Genomic DNA, 14,992 nt, shown 5'->3' with positions numbered 1-14,992 from the left:
CGAAATCCCTTCCTCCTTCCGGGAGCGCACCGAAGAACGGACCCGGCGCGGTTTCGCCGAGGAATACGCACCGCGCCGGGCCCGGGGTTCACCGCCGCTCGGACTTTTTCATTTCTCCGGCCCGTCCATAATGGCGGGCGGGCCGCCGTCAGGAACGCCGAGCGGGACCGCCCGGGACTCCCCCGACGACCCGCAGCGCCAATGCCGGGCACATCGCGACCGCTTTTTGCACGTCCCGCTCCATCCAGGACGGGATGTCGCTTCCAAGTACCACCGGAAAGCCGTACCGGTCGAGCTGGATCAGTTCCGGGACGAGGTAGGCGCACAGCCCGTGGCCGTCGCAGCGGCTCCAGTCGATCGCCACCCGCTCCTCCCGCCCGGTCGGGACGGGCAGCGGCAGCACCCCGAACGTCGGCAGCCCGCAGGTGCCGCCGTACCGGTGCGCGTCGATGTCGGCCCCGAACGCCTCGACCGCCGACAGCACGAACCGCGCGGTCCCGTCGGGATGGGTGCAGGCGCCGCGGCCGCGCCCGATCGCCGCGGCGCGGCGCACGTCCTCGACCGTCCCGCCGCCCTCGCTCAGCGTGTTGAGGGCCCGGACGACGTCGGGCAGCCCCAGCCGGCACGGGCCGCACTGCCCGGCGGACTGCGCGGCCAGGTAGGACGCGATCCGGGTGACCTCGCCGAGCGGGCAGGTGCCCTGCGCGAGCGGCAGGATGATGCCGGCGCCGACCGTCCCGCCGACGGCGCGCATCCCGGCCCGCGACAGCACGGCGCGCGCCGCCCCGGCCGGGTCGAGCCACGTCCCGTGGTAGCCGCCGACCAGCACGCCGGGGCCCGGCGGCACGTCGCAGTGCTTCAGGACGTCCCGCAGCGGCGTGCCGTACGGCGCCTCGACGACCGTGGTGCCGCCGACGGTGAGCAGCGTGGTGCCCGGCTCGTCGTCGGTCCCGGCGGAGGCGTACAGGTCGGGGCCGAGCGAGACCAGCACCGCGAGCTGCGCGAACGTCTCGGTGTTGGACAGCAGCGTCGGGTACCCGTCCACCCCGGACTCGGCGGCGCGGACCTTCACGCCCGGCGGGATCGGCGTCTCGCCGTTGATGGCGCGGATCACCGCGCCGCTCTCCCCGGAGATGAACCGCTCGGTCAGCCGGACGACGCGGGCGGGCATCCGCCGCTCGCCGATCGCGGCGCGCACCGACCGGGCCGCCTCGTCGCTCTCGACGGCGAGGACGATCCGCTGGGTGCCGAGCGCGGTCGCGACGATCTGCGCACCGTCCAGCACCAGGTGCGGGGCGCGGCCGAGCAGGACCTTGTCCTTGGCGCTGCCGGGCTCGCCCTCGGCCCCGTTGACGACCACGACGACGTCCTCGCTGGAGCCGCGGTCGCCTCCCTTCTCCCCCGGCAGCAGCAGCGTCCGGTCGGCGGTCGGGTGGTTCACCCGGGACGCGACGGCGGTCAGCTTGCGCGCGAACGGGAACCCGGCGCCGCCGCGTCCCCGCATGTCGACCTGCTCGGCCATCCTGACCAGGTCGTCCAGCGACGGGACGCGCAGCCGGCCGTGCACCGCGAGGTGCCGGTCGAGGTCGAGCCGGTCGAAGCGGTCGAAGCCGAGCGTCAGCCGGGGGCCGCCGATGTTGGAGACCGTGTGGACGGCGCTCATCGGATGACCTCGGTGTCCCAGCCGCCGCCCTCCCCCGGCAGCGGCACGCCGCGCGGGTCGGTCACGGTGGAGCGGGAGTCGCGCCCGCCGAGCGGCCCGGTCACCCGCGGGTCGTCCATGCCGCGCAGGTCGTCGACGCCGCGCGGGTCGTCGTATCCGCGCGGATCGTCGTCGTATCCGGGACGGTCGTCGTAGCCGAGCCGGTCGTCGTATCCGCGCGGGACGGCGGCGCGCGGGTCGCGCTCGGGGAACCGGCCGCGCGCGCGGCGGGCCGCGGCGGCGGCCGCCGCCCGCTCACCGGCGGCGAAGCCGTCGCCCGCCCGCCCGACCTCGCGCGGTTTGATCACCACGATGAGCCGGGTGGCGAGCGCGATGACGACGAAGACGACGCTCATCACGTAGCTGAGCACCACCCAGTTCGCCGCGACCCGTCCCGCGGTCAGGCCGTGCAGGATCCCGATCGGCCACGAGACGTACGCGACGGCGTGCATCGACCGCCACACCCACGGGCGGGCGCGGGCCACGAACCGGGTCCGCAGGACGCCGGTGATCGCGATCAGCACCATCAGCTCGAACGCGACGGTGCCGAGGCCGACCGCGTCCGGCGTCGGCACCACGATCTGCGCGGGCGTCGCGAGCCCGCCCAGCACCTTGACCGCGATGTGCGCGATGACCATCACCGACGCGACGACCGCGCAGGCGCGGTGCGCGCCCTGCGCCAGCACCCGGTGCCGGATCTTCAGGATCAGCCGCTCGGTGGCCAGCAGCCCGGTCATCACCGCGCCGGTCAGCGCGAGCAGCGTGAAGACGCCCGCGTAGAAGGAGAGGAAGTACTGCGCCTGCGCCGCGGCGACGGCGCCCGGCGGGGTCGCGGCGCCGGCGAGCACCAGCACCGCGCCGACGAGCACGGTTCGCAGCACCCACGCGGGCACCGCGGGATCGTCACTGTTGCGTGTTCGCACCGCTCGGACTCCTGTTCTGGGTAGCGGACGGCGACGGGTCGCCGGCCGATCCTGCGCCGCCGCCCGGCTCGTCGCCGGGCGCCGGCGATGACGGCGGGGCATCCGCCGCGGGGACCGCGCCGAGGTTGGCGATGAGGCCCCCGGGAAGCACCTGGAGCAGGCCGCGCTCGGCGAATCCGAGCAGCGGTTTCGCGCGTTCGCTGAACGTCCAGCCGCCGATGACGGCGCCGTCCAGCGGGACGGGCGCGGCGCCGCGGCGCAGGTCGAAGCGGACCTCGGCGCGGGCGGCCGGGGCGCCGCCGCAGGCCCCGGCGGTGCCGGTGCGGCCGAGCGGGTCGCCGCGCCCGACGACGCTGCCGTCGCGCAGCTGCGCCGCCGACCGGACCCGGTCGTAGACGGTGGCGACGCCGCTGGCGTGGACGACCATGAGCAGCGCGGGCCCGGAGCCGTCGCCGCAGAACCGGTACAGCCGGCCCGCGCCGGACGCCAGGACGCGCCCGTCGCCGCCCGCGAACGCCAGCGCGGACAGCGGGCGCCGCGCGGAGGCGGGGTCCGCGGTCAGCATCGTCCAGGACGTGCCGCTCTTCCACGGCAGCATCAGCCCGTCGCCCGCGCCCGTGCCGTTGACCGCGGCGGCGGCCTGCTCGGCGGACAGCGCGCCGTAGCGGCGCAGCGCGCGGGACTCCGCCGCCGACATGACGGTGGCGGGCATCGCGCCGAGCAGGGTGCCGAACGCGGTGGCGCCGGACAGGCCGATCCGCCAGTCCCGGCCCGTCCAGCGGGCCGCGAAGAACGCGACCTCGGGGTCGGCGTCGCTGCTCGCCGGGACGGGGATGGCGGTGGTGCCGAACACCCACGTCCCGTCGGCGCTGGTCCGGGTGGCGGCGACGATCGGCGCCCGCGTCGGCGCGGCGCCGTAGGCCTGCTTGGCCGCGGCGCCCCGCTGGGCGAGGGTCAGCTTGCGCACCTGTGCCGCCAGCGCCTGCGCGTCCGGACGCGCCGGAGCGGCGGGGGCGCCCGACGCGGCGGGCGCCTGCCGGTGCGGCTGCTGCCCGCCGGGCGCGGCGGTGGCGTGGCCCTTCGGGTGCCGCGCCCCCTTGCCGGCGCCGACCGACTCGGTCGTACCGATCGGGCGGCCGTCCAGCAGCGTCCGCTCGGCTATGCCCAGCAGCGACAGGCCGACGACGGCCGACAGGATGAGCGCGCCCGCGCCGATCCGGTCGCCGGGCATGCGCGGCCCGCGCGGCCTCGCCTTCGGTCCGGGACGGGGCCGGGTGGGCGGGCGCCGCCCTGAGCCCCGGGCGGGCTCGCGGCGCCGGGCCGCGGCGGGCGCCTCGGCCCGGTACACGGCCCGGTGGTCGGCTCGGCGCTCGGCCCGGTACGCCGACCGGCGCTCCGGCTGCCGCCGTGTCCGGTTCTTCTCGCGCCGCCGGACGTCACGGCGCGTCGGTTCGCGCCTGCGCCGCCGGCCCCGCTCGTCCCATCCCGGCTGCTCCGACCACCACGACCCCTCGGGCCACTGCGGCTCGTCCGGCCGGCGGCCGGGTGCGGGCCGCGCCCCCGGCGAGGGACGCTCGGGTGCCCGCGCCCACGGTGAAGCATGCGTGTTGATCCGGGACGCATGCCCGTCGTCACGTCGCGCCATGCCCTCTCCTGTGGAGGAGGCGGAGCGCAGGCGAACGCCGGGTCGGCTCGGTGCCGTCCGGGCGCGCGGCCCGGCGGCGGTCCTGCTGAGACATCGGGAGCGCGGTGTGCGGAGCCCGCTCGCTCCCGCCGCGTTCCCGTACGGGATGCGCAATGGATCCCGCCGATCACCACCGGAGCATACGCCCCATTGGTCCCTCAGATGAGGGTTGGTGACAAAAAACGGTTCAAGCCGTCTTCGCGGCCGTTCCGCTCATCGTGGGAGTACGCGCGCGGAACGGCGGGGGTTCAGCCGTTCCGCGCCATTTTCCGGCCGGTCAGCGCAGGAACGCCGCGGCGAGCGGCGCGGCCGTCCTCGGCCCGGACCCGCCGTCCTGGACGAACACCGAGAACGCCAGGTCGCCGCGGTATCCGATGAACCAGGCGTGCGCCGAGCCGTCGTCGGAGTACTCGGCGGTCCCCGTCTTGCCCGCCGTGCCGTCCGGCAGGCCGGCGCCCGCGGCGGTGCCGCCGGTGACCACCGCCCGCATCATCGACCGCAGCGCGGCGGCGCCGGGGATCGGGTGCGGGTCCGGCGTGTCGCCGCCGCTCTCGCGGACCAGCTTCGCCGCCACCAGCCGCGGCGGCCGCCACGATCCGTCCGCGACGGCCGCCGCGACGCTCGCCATCAGCAGCGGGCTCGCCTGGACGCGGCCCTGCCCGATCGCCGCCTCCGCCAGCTCCGCGCCGCTCCGCGGGCTCGGGAAGCCGCCCTCCAGCATCCGCACCCCGGGCGAGAACCTCGTCTCGAACCCGAACCTGCGGGCGCTCGCGGCGAGCTTGCCGGCGCCCAGGCTCTCGACGCCGAGGCGCGCGAACGTGGTGTTGCAGGACGCGGCGAACGCGCCGCTCAGCGTCGTGCGCCCCAGCTCGTGGCCCTCGTCGTTGCGGATCGTCCGCTGCGCGGTGACGACGGACGCCGGGCAGTCGGCGGGCGTGCCCGGCCCCGCCCCGTCCGCGATCAGCCCGCCCGCCGTGACGACCTTGAACGTCGAGCCCGGCGGGTAGAGGCCGGCGAACGCGCCGAGCCCGCCGAGGGCGTCCGCCACGGCCAGCACCTCGCCGGTGGACGGCCGCAGCGCGACGATCGCCGCCGCCTTGGGCACGGAGCGGACGGCCTTCTCGGCGGCCGTCTGCCACCGCCGGTCCAGGGTCGTGCGGATCTTCCTGCCCGGCGCGCCGCCGAGCACCTTCACCCGCTGCGGCGGCCCGTCGCCGTCGCGCATCTCGATGACCCACCTGGCCTCGTCGTAGCCCTCCGGCGTCAGGTCGTCGACGAGTTCGGCCAGGTAGGGCGCGAGGAGCCCGGTGTCGGGCAGCGCCTTGCCGTCGCGGGCGACGAGCGTGACGGCGGGCAGCCGCACCTGGGCGAGCGACCACGTCCCCCTGCCCTTCAGGCCGGGGTAGAGGGTCGCGGGCGTCCACAGCACCCGCCACCGCCCGTCCACGCGGCCGAGGCGCAGCACCGCCCCGAACGACCACTCGCCGTGCCCGGTGAGCGTGCGGGTGACGGTGAAGTCGGCGTGCGCCGCGCCGGGGCCGGTCCGCACCACCGGGCGCGGTTCGACCATGATCGAGGTGACCGTGAGGCCCCGCGACAGCGCCCGGTACTGCCGGGCGAAGTCGCCGGGCGGGTCGGCGACGAGGTCGCGCATGTCGTCCAGCGCCCCGCGCCGCCAGGCGGCGAAGTAGTCCGCCGCGATCTCCTCCGGCGTCCCGGCGCCGCGCCCGCCGCGCAGCCGCCAGGCCGCGACGAGCCCGCCGGCGAGGGCCACCGCCACCAGCACCGCGAGCACGCCGACGCTCCGCGATCGCATCCGCGCTCCCCTCCCCCAGCCCCCGAATGGAGATCATCTCAATGGGAGCCGGAAATGGACATGGGGAGGAACGACCGTTTTGAGGCCGAACCTGGCCGATGAATTAGCCATGAGTAATCCACCCCTTAAGTCCGCTTTAACGGGCGTGCCGGCGGGCGTCCCGCGGCCTAGCGTCGGGGACGTCGATGACCGTGCACGCACAGCGGCGGGAGGGCCCCGAGATGGCGCAGCGCTCCACCGGGACCGCTCCCGCCCGCAGCCGGAAGGCCCACCACTCCCGGGCGTCCGGTCGTCGAACCGGGGCCGTGCCCCCGGGACCCGTCCACGCGGCACCGATCCGGCCCCGCGGGCCGGCCCTTCGCGGCGCGCCCGTCTCCAGGTCCTCCCCCACCGGGCGCTGGACCGGCCGGCGCAGGATCGCACCCACCTCGGCAGGGGCGTGCGCGTGGAACCGGTCTCCGGAGCACGGGCACGGCCCCCTCGACCCGCCGGTCCCGGGACGGGCCCCGCCTACGGCGCGGGGGCGGGGCCCCGTCCCGGGACCGTGCGCGGCTAGCGGGTCCAGGGCAGGCGGACGGCCTCCAGCTCGGGGTCGTCCAGCAGCGCCTGGACGAGCGAGGTCGGGCCGACGACCTTCGTGCCCCACAGGTCCCAGTCGCAGTACACGACCCAGGAGCGGTCCTCCGCCCACAGGTCGGACGGGCAGCTCGTCATCGCCGGGTGGTCGTACAGCCGGGCCGCGTCGCCCAGCCGGCCCGCCAGGACCGTCTCGTCGTCCCAGTCCGCGGTGACGAGCGGGCAGTAGTAGGCCAGGCAGCGGGTGGCGGCGCCGGCCGGGCTGTGCCGCAGCAGCACCCCGACCAGCCGGTGCCAGCTCTCCCGGTCCAGGCAGCCCTCCGCGGGCGGCCGGATGGCCGCCGACCAGCTCCCCGCCGGATGCCCCTGCCGCAGGCAGCGGTTGCCGGGCAGCTCCCCCTCCGGTACCGCGGGCTCGCCGAACCCGCGCGCCAGCTCCCGCCAGCGCAGCCGCCGCCAGCCCGCGCCGGGGTCGCCGCTGCGGCCGAGCTCGGTGCCGGTGACGATCGCGCCCTCCAGCAGGTCGCCCACGTCGCCCGGCGCCTCCCCGGCCGGGTCGGGCGGCTCCACCAGCCCCGCGCCCAGCACCGACTGGTGGACGTCGTCGTGCGTCGTGGTGACCAGGCCCTCCTCCCACGCGTACATCGCGTGCAAGAGCCAGGCGGAGTCGGGGTTGCGGGGCGGCTCGAACCCCGAGTAGCAGTGGTCGGGATCCAGGTCGTGCAGCCACCGCGCGGTCTCGCCGGGAACCCGTGCCCACACATCCTCGATGTCCGCGTTCTCCATACTGCGCATCCTGTCACCCGGCACGGGGCGTGCGATACGCGGCGGCCGTATGCTTCTGGCCGCGCACCGGGTCCGGGGCCGTGACCGCGGCGCCACATCCGCCGGATCAGCCGTGCAGCAGGGCGTCCAAGCGGGCCGCCTGCACCTCCCAGCGCCACTCCCGCTCCACCCACGCGCGGCCCGCGCGGCCCATCGCCGCGGCCCGTTCCGGGTCCGCGAGCAGGCCCGCGACCGCGTCCGCGACCCGCGGCACCGACCGGCCGGGAACCACCATGCCCGTCTCGCCGTCGAGGACGGCGTCGGGGGCGCCGCCGGAGTCGCCCGCGACGACCGGCAGGCCCGTCGCCGACGCCTCCAGGTAGACGATGCCGAGCCCTTCGACGTCCAGGCCGCGACGGCGCGTCCGGCAAGGCATCGCGAAGACGTCCCCGGCGTCGTAGTGGGCGGGCAGCTCCTCCCAGGGCACGCTGCCGGTGAGCACGACCGACCCGGCCACGCCCTCGGACGCCGCGAGCCGCTCCAGCTCCGCCCGGTACGGGCCGCCTCCGACGAGCAGGAGCGCCGCGTCGGGGACCGTCGCCAGCACCCGCGGCCACGCCCGGATCAGGGCGTCCTGCCCCTTGCGGGGCACCAGCCGGGACACGCACACCGCGACGGGCCGGTCCGCCAGGCCGTGCCGCGCCCTGATCTCCGCGCCGCCGGCTCCGGCGCGGAAGAGCGTCTCGTCGACGCCCGGCGCGAGCCGCGCCATCCGTGCGGCACCGGCCGGGGAAAGCGCGCGCGCCATCCGCGACCGGGTGTACTCGCCCAGGTAGGTGAGGGCGTCCACGTCGTCTCCGATGCGGCGCAGCAGCGACCGCGCGACCGGCAGCGACGCCCAGCCCGCCTCATGCCCGTGCGTGATCCCGACGATCCGCTCCGCCCCGCGCCGCCGCAGCGACGGCGCGAGCAGCCCCAGCGGCGCCGCCGCGCCGAACACCACCGAGTCGCAGCGCTCCGCGCGCATCAGCGCGGACGCGCGGCGCAGCACGCCCGGCTCCGGCAGCATCAGCGACCCGGGATGCCGCACGACGTCGAACGGCTGCACCGCGTCGAACGCCGCCGCCCCCTTCCACGCCGGCGCGTACACCACCACCGAGCGGGGCGGGCAGGCAGGGGCCGGGCAAAGCGAAGGGCCCGGCACCGTCGTCCGGTGCCGGGCCCCTCGATCGGGCTCCGCGATCAGTGGCTGATCTCGTGCGACTGCTTGCCGCCCTCGATCTCCGCGTGCTCGCCGTGCTCGTGCTCCTCGACGGGGATGTCGTCGAAGGTCCACGCCCGGTTCAGCCGCGACCGCAGGTGCCCGAGCGGGCCCTTCGCGGCCGGGATGCCGTTGGCGTCGCGCTGCGGCGCCTCCGGACGGGTGTTCTCCTTCGACAGCAGGACCGCCCGCTGCTCCTCGCGCGCCGGCTCGTGCCGCTCGGAGAACCGGCCCTCCGGCGACATGAGGATGACGCCCGACTCGACGCCGTGCCCGACGACGTCCGCGTCCTTGCGCTGCAGCCCCAGGCAGATCCGCTTGGTGATGACGAACGCCAGGAACGGCCCGACGAAGATCGTCACCCGGAAGAACCAGGTCGTGGCGTACAGGGAGAGGTCGAACTTGTCGGCCAGGACGTCGTTCGCGCCCGCCAGCCACAGCAGCCCGTAGAACGTCACCGCCGCGACGCCGGTGGCGGTGCGGATCGGGGCGTTGCGCGGACGGGTGTTGACGTGGTGGTGCCGCTTGTCCCCGGTGACCCACTGCTCGACGAACGGCCAGGCCATCGCGCCGCCGAAGACGATGCCGAGCGGGATCGTCGCCGGTATCAGCACGTTGAAGCTGACCGTGTGGCCCCAGGCGCTGACCTCCCAGTTCGGCATGATGCGCAGCGCGCCCTCCAGGACGCCCATGTACCAGTCCGGCTGGGAGCCCGCGGAGATGGCGCCCGGATCGTACGGTCCGAACAGCCAGATCGGGTTGATCTGCGCGAACGCGCCGAGCAGCGCGATGACACCGAAGGTGAACAGGAAGTACGCGCCCGTCTTGGCCATGAAGACCGGGTAGAACGGGTAGCCGTACACCTGCTGCTCGGTCTGGTTCTTCACCGGCATCGCGGTGTGCTTCTGCACCCACATGATCATCATGTGCGCGGTCACCAGGCCCAGGATCAGGCCGGGGATCAGCAGGATGTGCAGCATGTACAGGCGCGGCACGATGTCCTGGCCGGGGAACTCCCCGCCGAACAGGAACATGTAGCCGTACGTGCCGACCAGCGGGATCGCCTCGAGCACGCCCTGGGTGATGCGCAGGCCCGTGCCGGACAGCAGGTCGTCCGGCAGCGAGTACCCGAACAGGCCCTCCAGCATGCCGAGGACGAACATGCTGATGCCGATGAGGTAGTTCAGCTCGCGCGGCTTGCGGTAGGCGCCGGTGAAGAACACCCGCAGCATGTGCGCCAGGATCGACGCCATGAACAGGATCGCCGCCCAGTGGTGGATCTGCCGCATGAGCAGGCCACCGCGCACGTCGAAGCTGATGTGCAGCGTGGAGGCGTACGCCTCCGACATCTGCACGCCCTTCAGGTGCGTGTACGAGCCGTTGTAGATGACCTCGTTCATGCTCGGCTTGAACCAGAGCGTCAGGAACGTCCCGGTCAGCAGCAGGATGATGAACGAGTACAGGGCGATCTCGCCCAGCATGAACGACCAGTGGTCCGGAAAGACCTTCTTCATGTTCCGCTTGAAGAAGGTGGTGGAACCGAGCCGGTCGTCGATGAAGTTGAGCGGTCCCTCGACCGCCTTCGGAGCCGTGGCCCCGGCTGTCGCCTCGCTCATCCGCGCTCCCAGAAGCTCGGGCCGATCGGCTCGTGGTAGTCGCTCGTGGCGACGATGTAGCCGTCCTCGACCGCCAGCGGAAGCTGCGGCAGCGGACGCGCCGCCGGGCCGAACACGACCTTGGCCGCGTCGGTCGCGTCGAACGTCGACTGGTGGCACGGGCACAGGATGTGGTGCGTGGTCTGCTCGTAGAGCGCGGCCGGGCAGCCGACGTGCGTGCAGACCTTCGAGTACGCCACGATCCCGTTGATGTGCCAGTTCTCGCGTCCCTTGGCGGGCTTGAACTCGTTCTCGGGCACGTTGATCAGGATGGTGACGGCCTTCGCGTTCTGCGTCAGCACCTGGTCCTCGGGCACGCCCTCCTCGATGCCCTCGGGCAGGACGGTGATCATCCCGCCGGGCGAGGAGAAGTCGCTGACCCGCAGCGGCTTGTTGGTGCCGTCCACCACGAGGCGGACGCCCTTCTTGCCCTGCGCCTGCGCCTTCTTGACCGCTTCGCCCCAGTAGGTGGAGCGCAGCCGCTTCTCCGGCAGCGGGCCGAGGTCGCGCAGCAGCACCAGCGGCGCCAGGCCGAGCGGCGCCGCCGCCAGCAGCAGCGTGCGGCGCAGCAGCGGGCGCTTGGTCAGGCCGCTGTCGGACGCCCCCTCCAGGAAGTCCTGGGTGAAGGCCGCGCGGGTCTCCTCGTCGGCCTGCAGGTTGTGCCGCTCCTGCACGATCGGCTTGCTGGTCATGAGCCGGCGCACCCAGATGGTGACGCCCGCGGCCAGCGCGAGGAACGACAGCGCCATCAGGCCGCCGAGCCAGTAGTTGGACTCGCGCGTCCGGGTCACGCCGTGCATGCCGCCGTTGCGGCCGCTCCAGCCGATGTAGTACGCGATGAACGCCACGCTGGCGGCGAACGCCAGCAGGAAGAACGTCGCGACGACGCGCTCGGCGCGCTTGGCCGACGCCTCGTCCAGCTCCTCCCCGACGCCCGCGGGCGCGGAGATGTCGTCCTGCGCGAGCAGGGTCCTGTCCCTCGCCGGAGACGGCGTGCCGATCACGCGCCCGTGCGCGCCGCCGCCCTCGCCGGGCTCCTTCGAGCCGGCGGTGTCCTTGTTCTCGTCGCTCATGACTTCTTCAGCTTCTTCGGCTTCTTCGCGGTGATCCACATCGCCGCCATCACCAGCAGGCCGAGCCCGACCAGCCAGCCGACCAGGCCCTCCGACACCGGGCCGATGCGGCCGAGGCCGTTACCGCCGGGGTTCGGCTGCTCGCGGGTCTGCACCAGGTAGGAGATGATCGCCTGCTTGTCCTGCGGGGTGAGCGTGGTGTCGTTGAACACCGGCATCGCCTGCGGGCCGGTCAGCATCGCCTCGTACATCTGCGTGGGCGTGACGTCGCTCTTGGACAGCGGCGGGGCGTACTTGCCGCCCGTCAGCGCGCCGCCCTGCCCGGTGAAGTTGTGGCACTGGGCGCAGTTCGTGCGGAACAGCTTGCCGCCGAGCGCCACGTCGCCCTTGGTCGGGTCGGTCGCCGACGCCGGCGGGACCTCCGGGCCGCCGCCGAGCGAGGAGATGTAGGCCCGCAGGTCGGCGAGGTTCTTCTCGGCCTGCGCCTTCTGCTGCTCGGCCGCCTTGCGCTTGGCCTCGTCCTCGTAGTCGGTCTTGATCTGGGTGTTGAAGGCGGGGATCGGCGTCTTGCGCGGGAACTGCGCACCAGGGCTCATCGCGGGCATGCGGCCCGTGCTGACCTGGAAGTCGACGCTGGCCGCCCCAACCCCGAGCAGACTCGGCGCGATCGGCTTGCCCTTGGCGTCCTTGGTGCCCTCGGCGTTCAGGCCGTGGCAGCTGGCGCAGTTCTTGTTGAACAGCTGCTGGCCGTTCTTCAGGTCCTGCGCCGCCTGGGCCGTGCTCTCCGCCTCGGCGCGTCCAGTCTGCGGCGAGAAACCGGCGTAGATGACGCCGATCGCCGCCAGGGCCGCCAGCACGACGGCGTAGCCCGCCCAGGGGCGCCGTCGCCATGCGGTGATCCTTCTCACGGAAATCCCCGTTCGGGTCATGTCTGGGTGGTCAGCGGGTCAGTGGTCGAGCAGGTAGACGACCGAGAACAGGCCGATCCACACCACGTCGACGAAGTGCCAGTAATAGGACACGACGATCGCGCTCGTCGCCTGCTCGTGCGTCCATCGCTTCGCGGCGAACGTCCGGCCGAGGACGAACAGGAACGCGACCAGGCCGCCGATGACGTGCAGACCGTGGAAACCGGTGGCCAGGTAGAAGACCGAGCCGTAGGCCGACGAGGAGAACGTGAGGCCGTCCTTGGTGACCAGGCTGTAGTACTCGAAGGCCTGTCCCGCCACGAAGTAGAGGCCCATCAGGAAGGACAGGACGTACCACTCGCGCAGGCCCCAGCGGGCGACGTTCAGCAGGCCGCCGTCGCGGCCGACCTTGCCGGCCTCGGCCTTGAACACGCCCCACTGGCAGGTCACCGACGACAGCACCAGCACGGTCGTGTTGGCCGTCGACAGCGGCAGGTTCAGCGGTGCGCCCGGCCAGGCGTCGTGCCCGGACTGGCCGATCGTCACAGAGCGGATCGTGAAGAACATCGCGAACAGCGCCGCGAAGAACATCAGCTCGGACGACAGCCAAACGATCGTCCCCACGCTGACCAGATTGGGACGGTTCGCCCGTGCGTGAGGTGTTGTCTCTATCGCGGATGCTGTCACGGGCAGCATTATTGCGCCCCTATCCCGTGAGTGACGCATGACCCCCCTCCTAGAGTTCCCGAACGTGTCACCCGGCCTCCGGCACGGTGCCGCGGGCTCCGGCGATCTTTGCCCGCACCTGGCCTTCCGGTGGCCGCGACGCGGGGAAACATGACCTGGATCTCGTGCGCGCGGGAACGAACCGGTAGCCTTCCGTGTCATGAGCACCACCGCCCCGGAGAGCCCGATGAAGGTTCTCGTCTACAGCGACGACGCGAACACCCGCGCACAGATCCGGATGGCGATCGGGCGACGCCCCGCCGCCGATCTTCCGCAGGTGGAGTTCGTCGAGCGCGCGACCCAGCCCGCCGTGGTGGCGCGGCTCGACGAGGGCGGCATCGACGTCCTGGTCGTGGACGGCGAGGCGCAGCCCGCGGGCGGTCTCGGCGTCTGCCGGCAGGCCAAGGACGAGGTGTACGACTGCCCGCCGGTGCTGGCGATCATCGGGCGGCGCGACGACGGCTGGCTGGCGACCTGGTCGCGCGCCGACGCCGTGGTGAGCCTTCCGCTGGACCCGATGGCGCTGGCGAAGGAGCTCGCCGGCCTCATGCGCTGGCGTCTCGAGAACCGCCTTCCGGCCCTGTAAAGACCGTTTCGCCGGGGAGGCTCTGGGCGCCGCCCCGGTCCGCACCCCGGCCGGGTCGGGACGAGCCCGGCGCGCTCCCTCCGGACCCACCGCACCTGGGGGATAGATGGACGCCCGCACGACCTGGCCCGCACTGCTCAACGCCCTGCTCGACGGCGAGTCGCTGACCAGCGAGGAGACCGCCTGGGCGATGAACACGATCATGGCCGGGGAGGCCACCGACGCGCAGATCGCGGGGTTCGCGGTCGCGATGCGCGCCAAGGGCGAGACCGTCGCGGAGGTGTCCGGCCTCGCCGACGGCATGATGGACAACGCCACCCCGGTGGACGTGCCGGGCCGCATCGCGGACCTGGTCGGCACCGGCGGCGACCGCGCCCACACGGTGAACATCTCCACGATGGCGGCGGTGGTGGCGGCGGCGTCCGGCGTCCGGGTCGTCAAGCACGGCAACCGGGCCGCCTCGTCGTCCTGCGGCGCCGCGGACCTGCTGGAGCACCTCGGCGTCGCGATCGACCTGTCCCCGGAGGCGACGGCGGCGGTCGTCGCGGAGACCGGCATCACCTTCTGCTTCGCGCCGCGCTTCCACCCGGCGCTGCGGTACGCCTCGCGGACCCGCAGCGAGCTGGGCACGCCCACGGTGTTCAACTTCCTCGGCCCGCTGACGAACCCGGCGCGGCCGGGGGCGCAGGCGGTCGGGGTGTTCCATCCGCGGATGGCGGGCGTGATCGCCGGCGTGTTCGCCGCGCGGGGCTGCTCGTCGCTGGTGTTCCGCGGCGACGACGGCCTGGACGAGCTGACCACCACCGGCACCTCGACGGTGTGGGTGGTGCGCGACGGGACGGCGACGCAGACGACCTTCGACCCGTCCGCGCTCGGCATCCCCCCGGCGCGCCCGAAGGACCTGCGCGGCGCCGACGCGTCCTTCAACGCCCGGGTGGCGCGGGAGACGTTCGCCGGCCGGGAGGGGCCCGTCCGCGACATGGTCCTGCTGAACGCGGCGGCGCTGATCACCGCCTACGAGGGCGCCCCGTCCGCCGACGAGCTCACCCCGACGCTGGCCGCCGCCCGCGACCGCGCCGCCGAGGCCGTCGACTCCGGCGCCGCCGCCACCCTCCTGGACCGCTGGATCGAGACCTCCCAAGCGCACCGTTAGTCCCAGGGGGCGACCCCAGCCCCGACCAGGTAGAACCTCAGCCCCGGCGCCTGGAACCTCAGCCCCGGCATGTGGAACCTCAGCCACCGGTCACGGGCAGGCACGCGGAGCGAGTGCAGCGAGCGCAGCGGGCCTGCCCGGCGGGGGGGTGGGGGTTTGTAAGA

At 74.0% G+C, this 14,992-nt stretch carries 12 protein-coding genes; 2 read left to right on the top strand and 10 right to left on the bottom strand.

Annotated elements, in window-relative coordinates:
- Positions 1-148: 148 nt before the first annotated feature.
- The 10 genes from ABT299_RS17830 to ctaE all read right to left on the bottom strand — a co-directional run bounded on the left by ABT299_RS17830 (position 149) and on the right by ctaE (position 13,059).
- Positions 149-1,663, bottom strand: coding sequence for an NADH-quinone oxidoreductase subunit NuoF family protein (locus ABT299_RS17830; RefSeq protein WP_433138568.1), 1,515 nt, complete (start codon positions 1,661-1,663; stop codon positions 149-151).
- Positions 1,660-2,625, bottom strand: a complete 966-nt coding sequence (locus ABT299_RS17825; RefSeq protein WP_500251442.1) for a hypothetical protein — start codon at positions 2,623-2,625, stop codon at positions 1,660-1,662. The genes ABT299_RS17830 and ABT299_RS17825 overlap by 4 nt, the downstream gene beginning before the upstream one ends.
- Positions 2,606-4,270 carry a hypothetical protein gene (locus ABT299_RS17820; RefSeq protein ID WP_500251441.1) on the bottom strand — a complete coding sequence of 555 codons (1,665 nt, stop codon included), beginning with the start codon at positions 4,268-4,270 and terminating at the stop codon, positions 2,606-2,608. Before ABT299_RS17820 ends, ABT299_RS17825 begins: the two co-directional genes overlap by 20 nt.
- Positions 4,271-4,586: 316 nt before the next feature.
- Complete coding sequence (locus ABT299_RS17815) at positions 4,587-6,125, bottom strand: penicillin-binding transpeptidase domain-containing protein (RefSeq protein ID WP_500251440.1); 1,539 nt, start codon at positions 6,123-6,125, stop codon at positions 4,587-4,589.
- Between the two features lie 552 nt (positions 6,126-6,677).
- Complete coding sequence (locus ABT299_RS17810) at positions 6,678-7,487, bottom strand: hypothetical protein (protein WP_190867341.1); 810 nt, start codon at positions 7,485-7,487, stop codon at positions 6,678-6,680.
- Positions 7,488-7,593: 106 nt separating this feature from the next.
- On the bottom strand, positions 7,594-8,670 hold the full coding sequence (locus ABT299_RS17805; RefSeq protein ID WP_500251439.1) for a glycosyltransferase family 4 protein: 1,077 nt from the start codon (positions 8,668-8,670) through the stop codon (positions 7,594-7,596).
- A gap of 38 nt (positions 8,671-8,708) precedes the next feature.
- The gene (qcrB, locus tag ABT299_RS17800; RefSeq protein WP_500251438.1) at positions 8,709-10,343 is read right to left on the bottom strand and encodes a cytochrome bc1 complex cytochrome b subunit; all 1,635 of its coding nucleotides are present in this window, start codon (positions 10,341-10,343) and stop codon (positions 8,709-8,711) included.
- Positions 10,340-11,455, bottom strand: a complete 1,116-nt coding sequence (gene qcrA / locus ABT299_RS17795; protein WP_190867335.1) for a cytochrome bc1 complex Rieske iron-sulfur subunit — start codon at positions 11,453-11,455, stop codon at positions 10,340-10,342. The genes qcrB and qcrA overlap by 4 nt, the downstream gene beginning before the upstream one ends.
- The gene (gene qcrC, locus ABT299_RS17790) at positions 11,452-12,363 is read right to left on the bottom strand and encodes a cytochrome bc1 complex diheme cytochrome c subunit (RefSeq protein ID WP_387028917.1); all 912 of its coding nucleotides are present in this window, start codon (positions 12,361-12,363) and stop codon (positions 11,452-11,454) included. Before qcrC ends, qcrA begins: the two co-directional genes overlap by 4 nt.
- A gap of 39 nt (positions 12,364-12,402) precedes the next feature.
- On the bottom strand, positions 12,403-13,059 hold the full coding sequence (ctaE, locus tag ABT299_RS17785; RefSeq protein WP_194737671.1) for an aa3-type cytochrome oxidase subunit III: 657 nt from the start codon (positions 13,057-13,059) through the stop codon (positions 12,403-12,405).
- A 190-nt stretch (positions 13,060-13,249) separates the two neighbouring features.
- Between ctaE and ABT299_RS17780 the strand changes: the two genes are divergently transcribed.
- On the top strand, positions 13,250-13,675 hold the full coding sequence (locus tag ABT299_RS17780) for a response regulator transcription factor (protein ID WP_151544428.1): 426 nt from the start codon (positions 13,250-13,252) through the stop codon (positions 13,673-13,675).
- A gap of 106 nt (positions 13,676-13,781) precedes the next feature.
- Positions 13,782-14,828, top strand: a complete 1,047-nt coding sequence (gene trpD, locus ABT299_RS17775) for an anthranilate phosphoribosyltransferase (RefSeq protein WP_500251437.1) — start codon at positions 13,782-13,784, stop codon at positions 14,826-14,828.
- Positions 14,829-14,992: the final 164 nt, after the last annotated feature.

The sequence above is a fragment of the Spirillospora sp. NPDC000708 genome, from assembly GCF_040299565.1.
GTDB lineage: Bacteria > Actinomycetota > Actinomycetes > Streptosporangiales > Streptosporangiaceae > Spirillospora.
The sequence above is the reverse complement of the archived record's forward strand: the minus strand, read 5'-3'. Positions and strand labels throughout refer to the sequence as shown.

Excerpts from the sequence above, each read along its gene's own strand:
- ABT299_RS17810 (WP_190867341.1), bottom strand. The coding sequence starts at position 7,487 with ATGGAGAACGCGGACATCGAGGATGTGTGGGCACGGGTTCCCGGCGAG.
- trpD (WP_500251437.1), top strand. The coding sequence starts at position 13,782 with ATGGACGCCCGCACGACCTGGCCCGCACTGCTCAACGCCCTGCTCGAC.
- ABT299_RS17780 (WP_151544428.1), top strand. The coding sequence starts at position 13,250 with ATGAGCACCACCGCCCCGGAGAGCCCGATGAAGGTTCTCGTCTACAGC.
- qcrB (WP_500251438.1), bottom strand. The coding sequence starts at position 10,343 with ATGAGCGAGGCGACAGCCGGGGCCACGGCTCCGAAGGCGGTCGAGGGA.
- ABT299_RS17815 (WP_500251440.1), bottom strand. The coding sequence starts at position 6,125 with ATGCGATCGCGGAGCGTCGGCGTGCTCGCGGTGCTGGTGGCGGTGGCC.
- ABT299_RS17830 (WP_433138568.1), bottom strand. The coding sequence starts at position 1,663 with ATGAGCGCCGTCCACACGGTCTCCAACATCGGCGGCCCCCGGCTGACG.
- ABT299_RS17820 (WP_500251441.1), bottom strand. The coding sequence starts at position 4,270 with ATGGCGCGACGTGACGACGGGCATGCGTCCCGGATCAACACGCATGCT.
- ctaE (WP_194737671.1), bottom strand. The coding sequence starts at position 13,059 with ATGCTGCCCGTGACAGCATCCGCGATAGAGACAACACCTCACGCACGG.
- qcrA (WP_190867335.1), bottom strand. The coding sequence starts at position 11,455 with ATGAGCGACGAGAACAAGGACACCGCCGGCTCGAAGGAGCCCGGCGAG.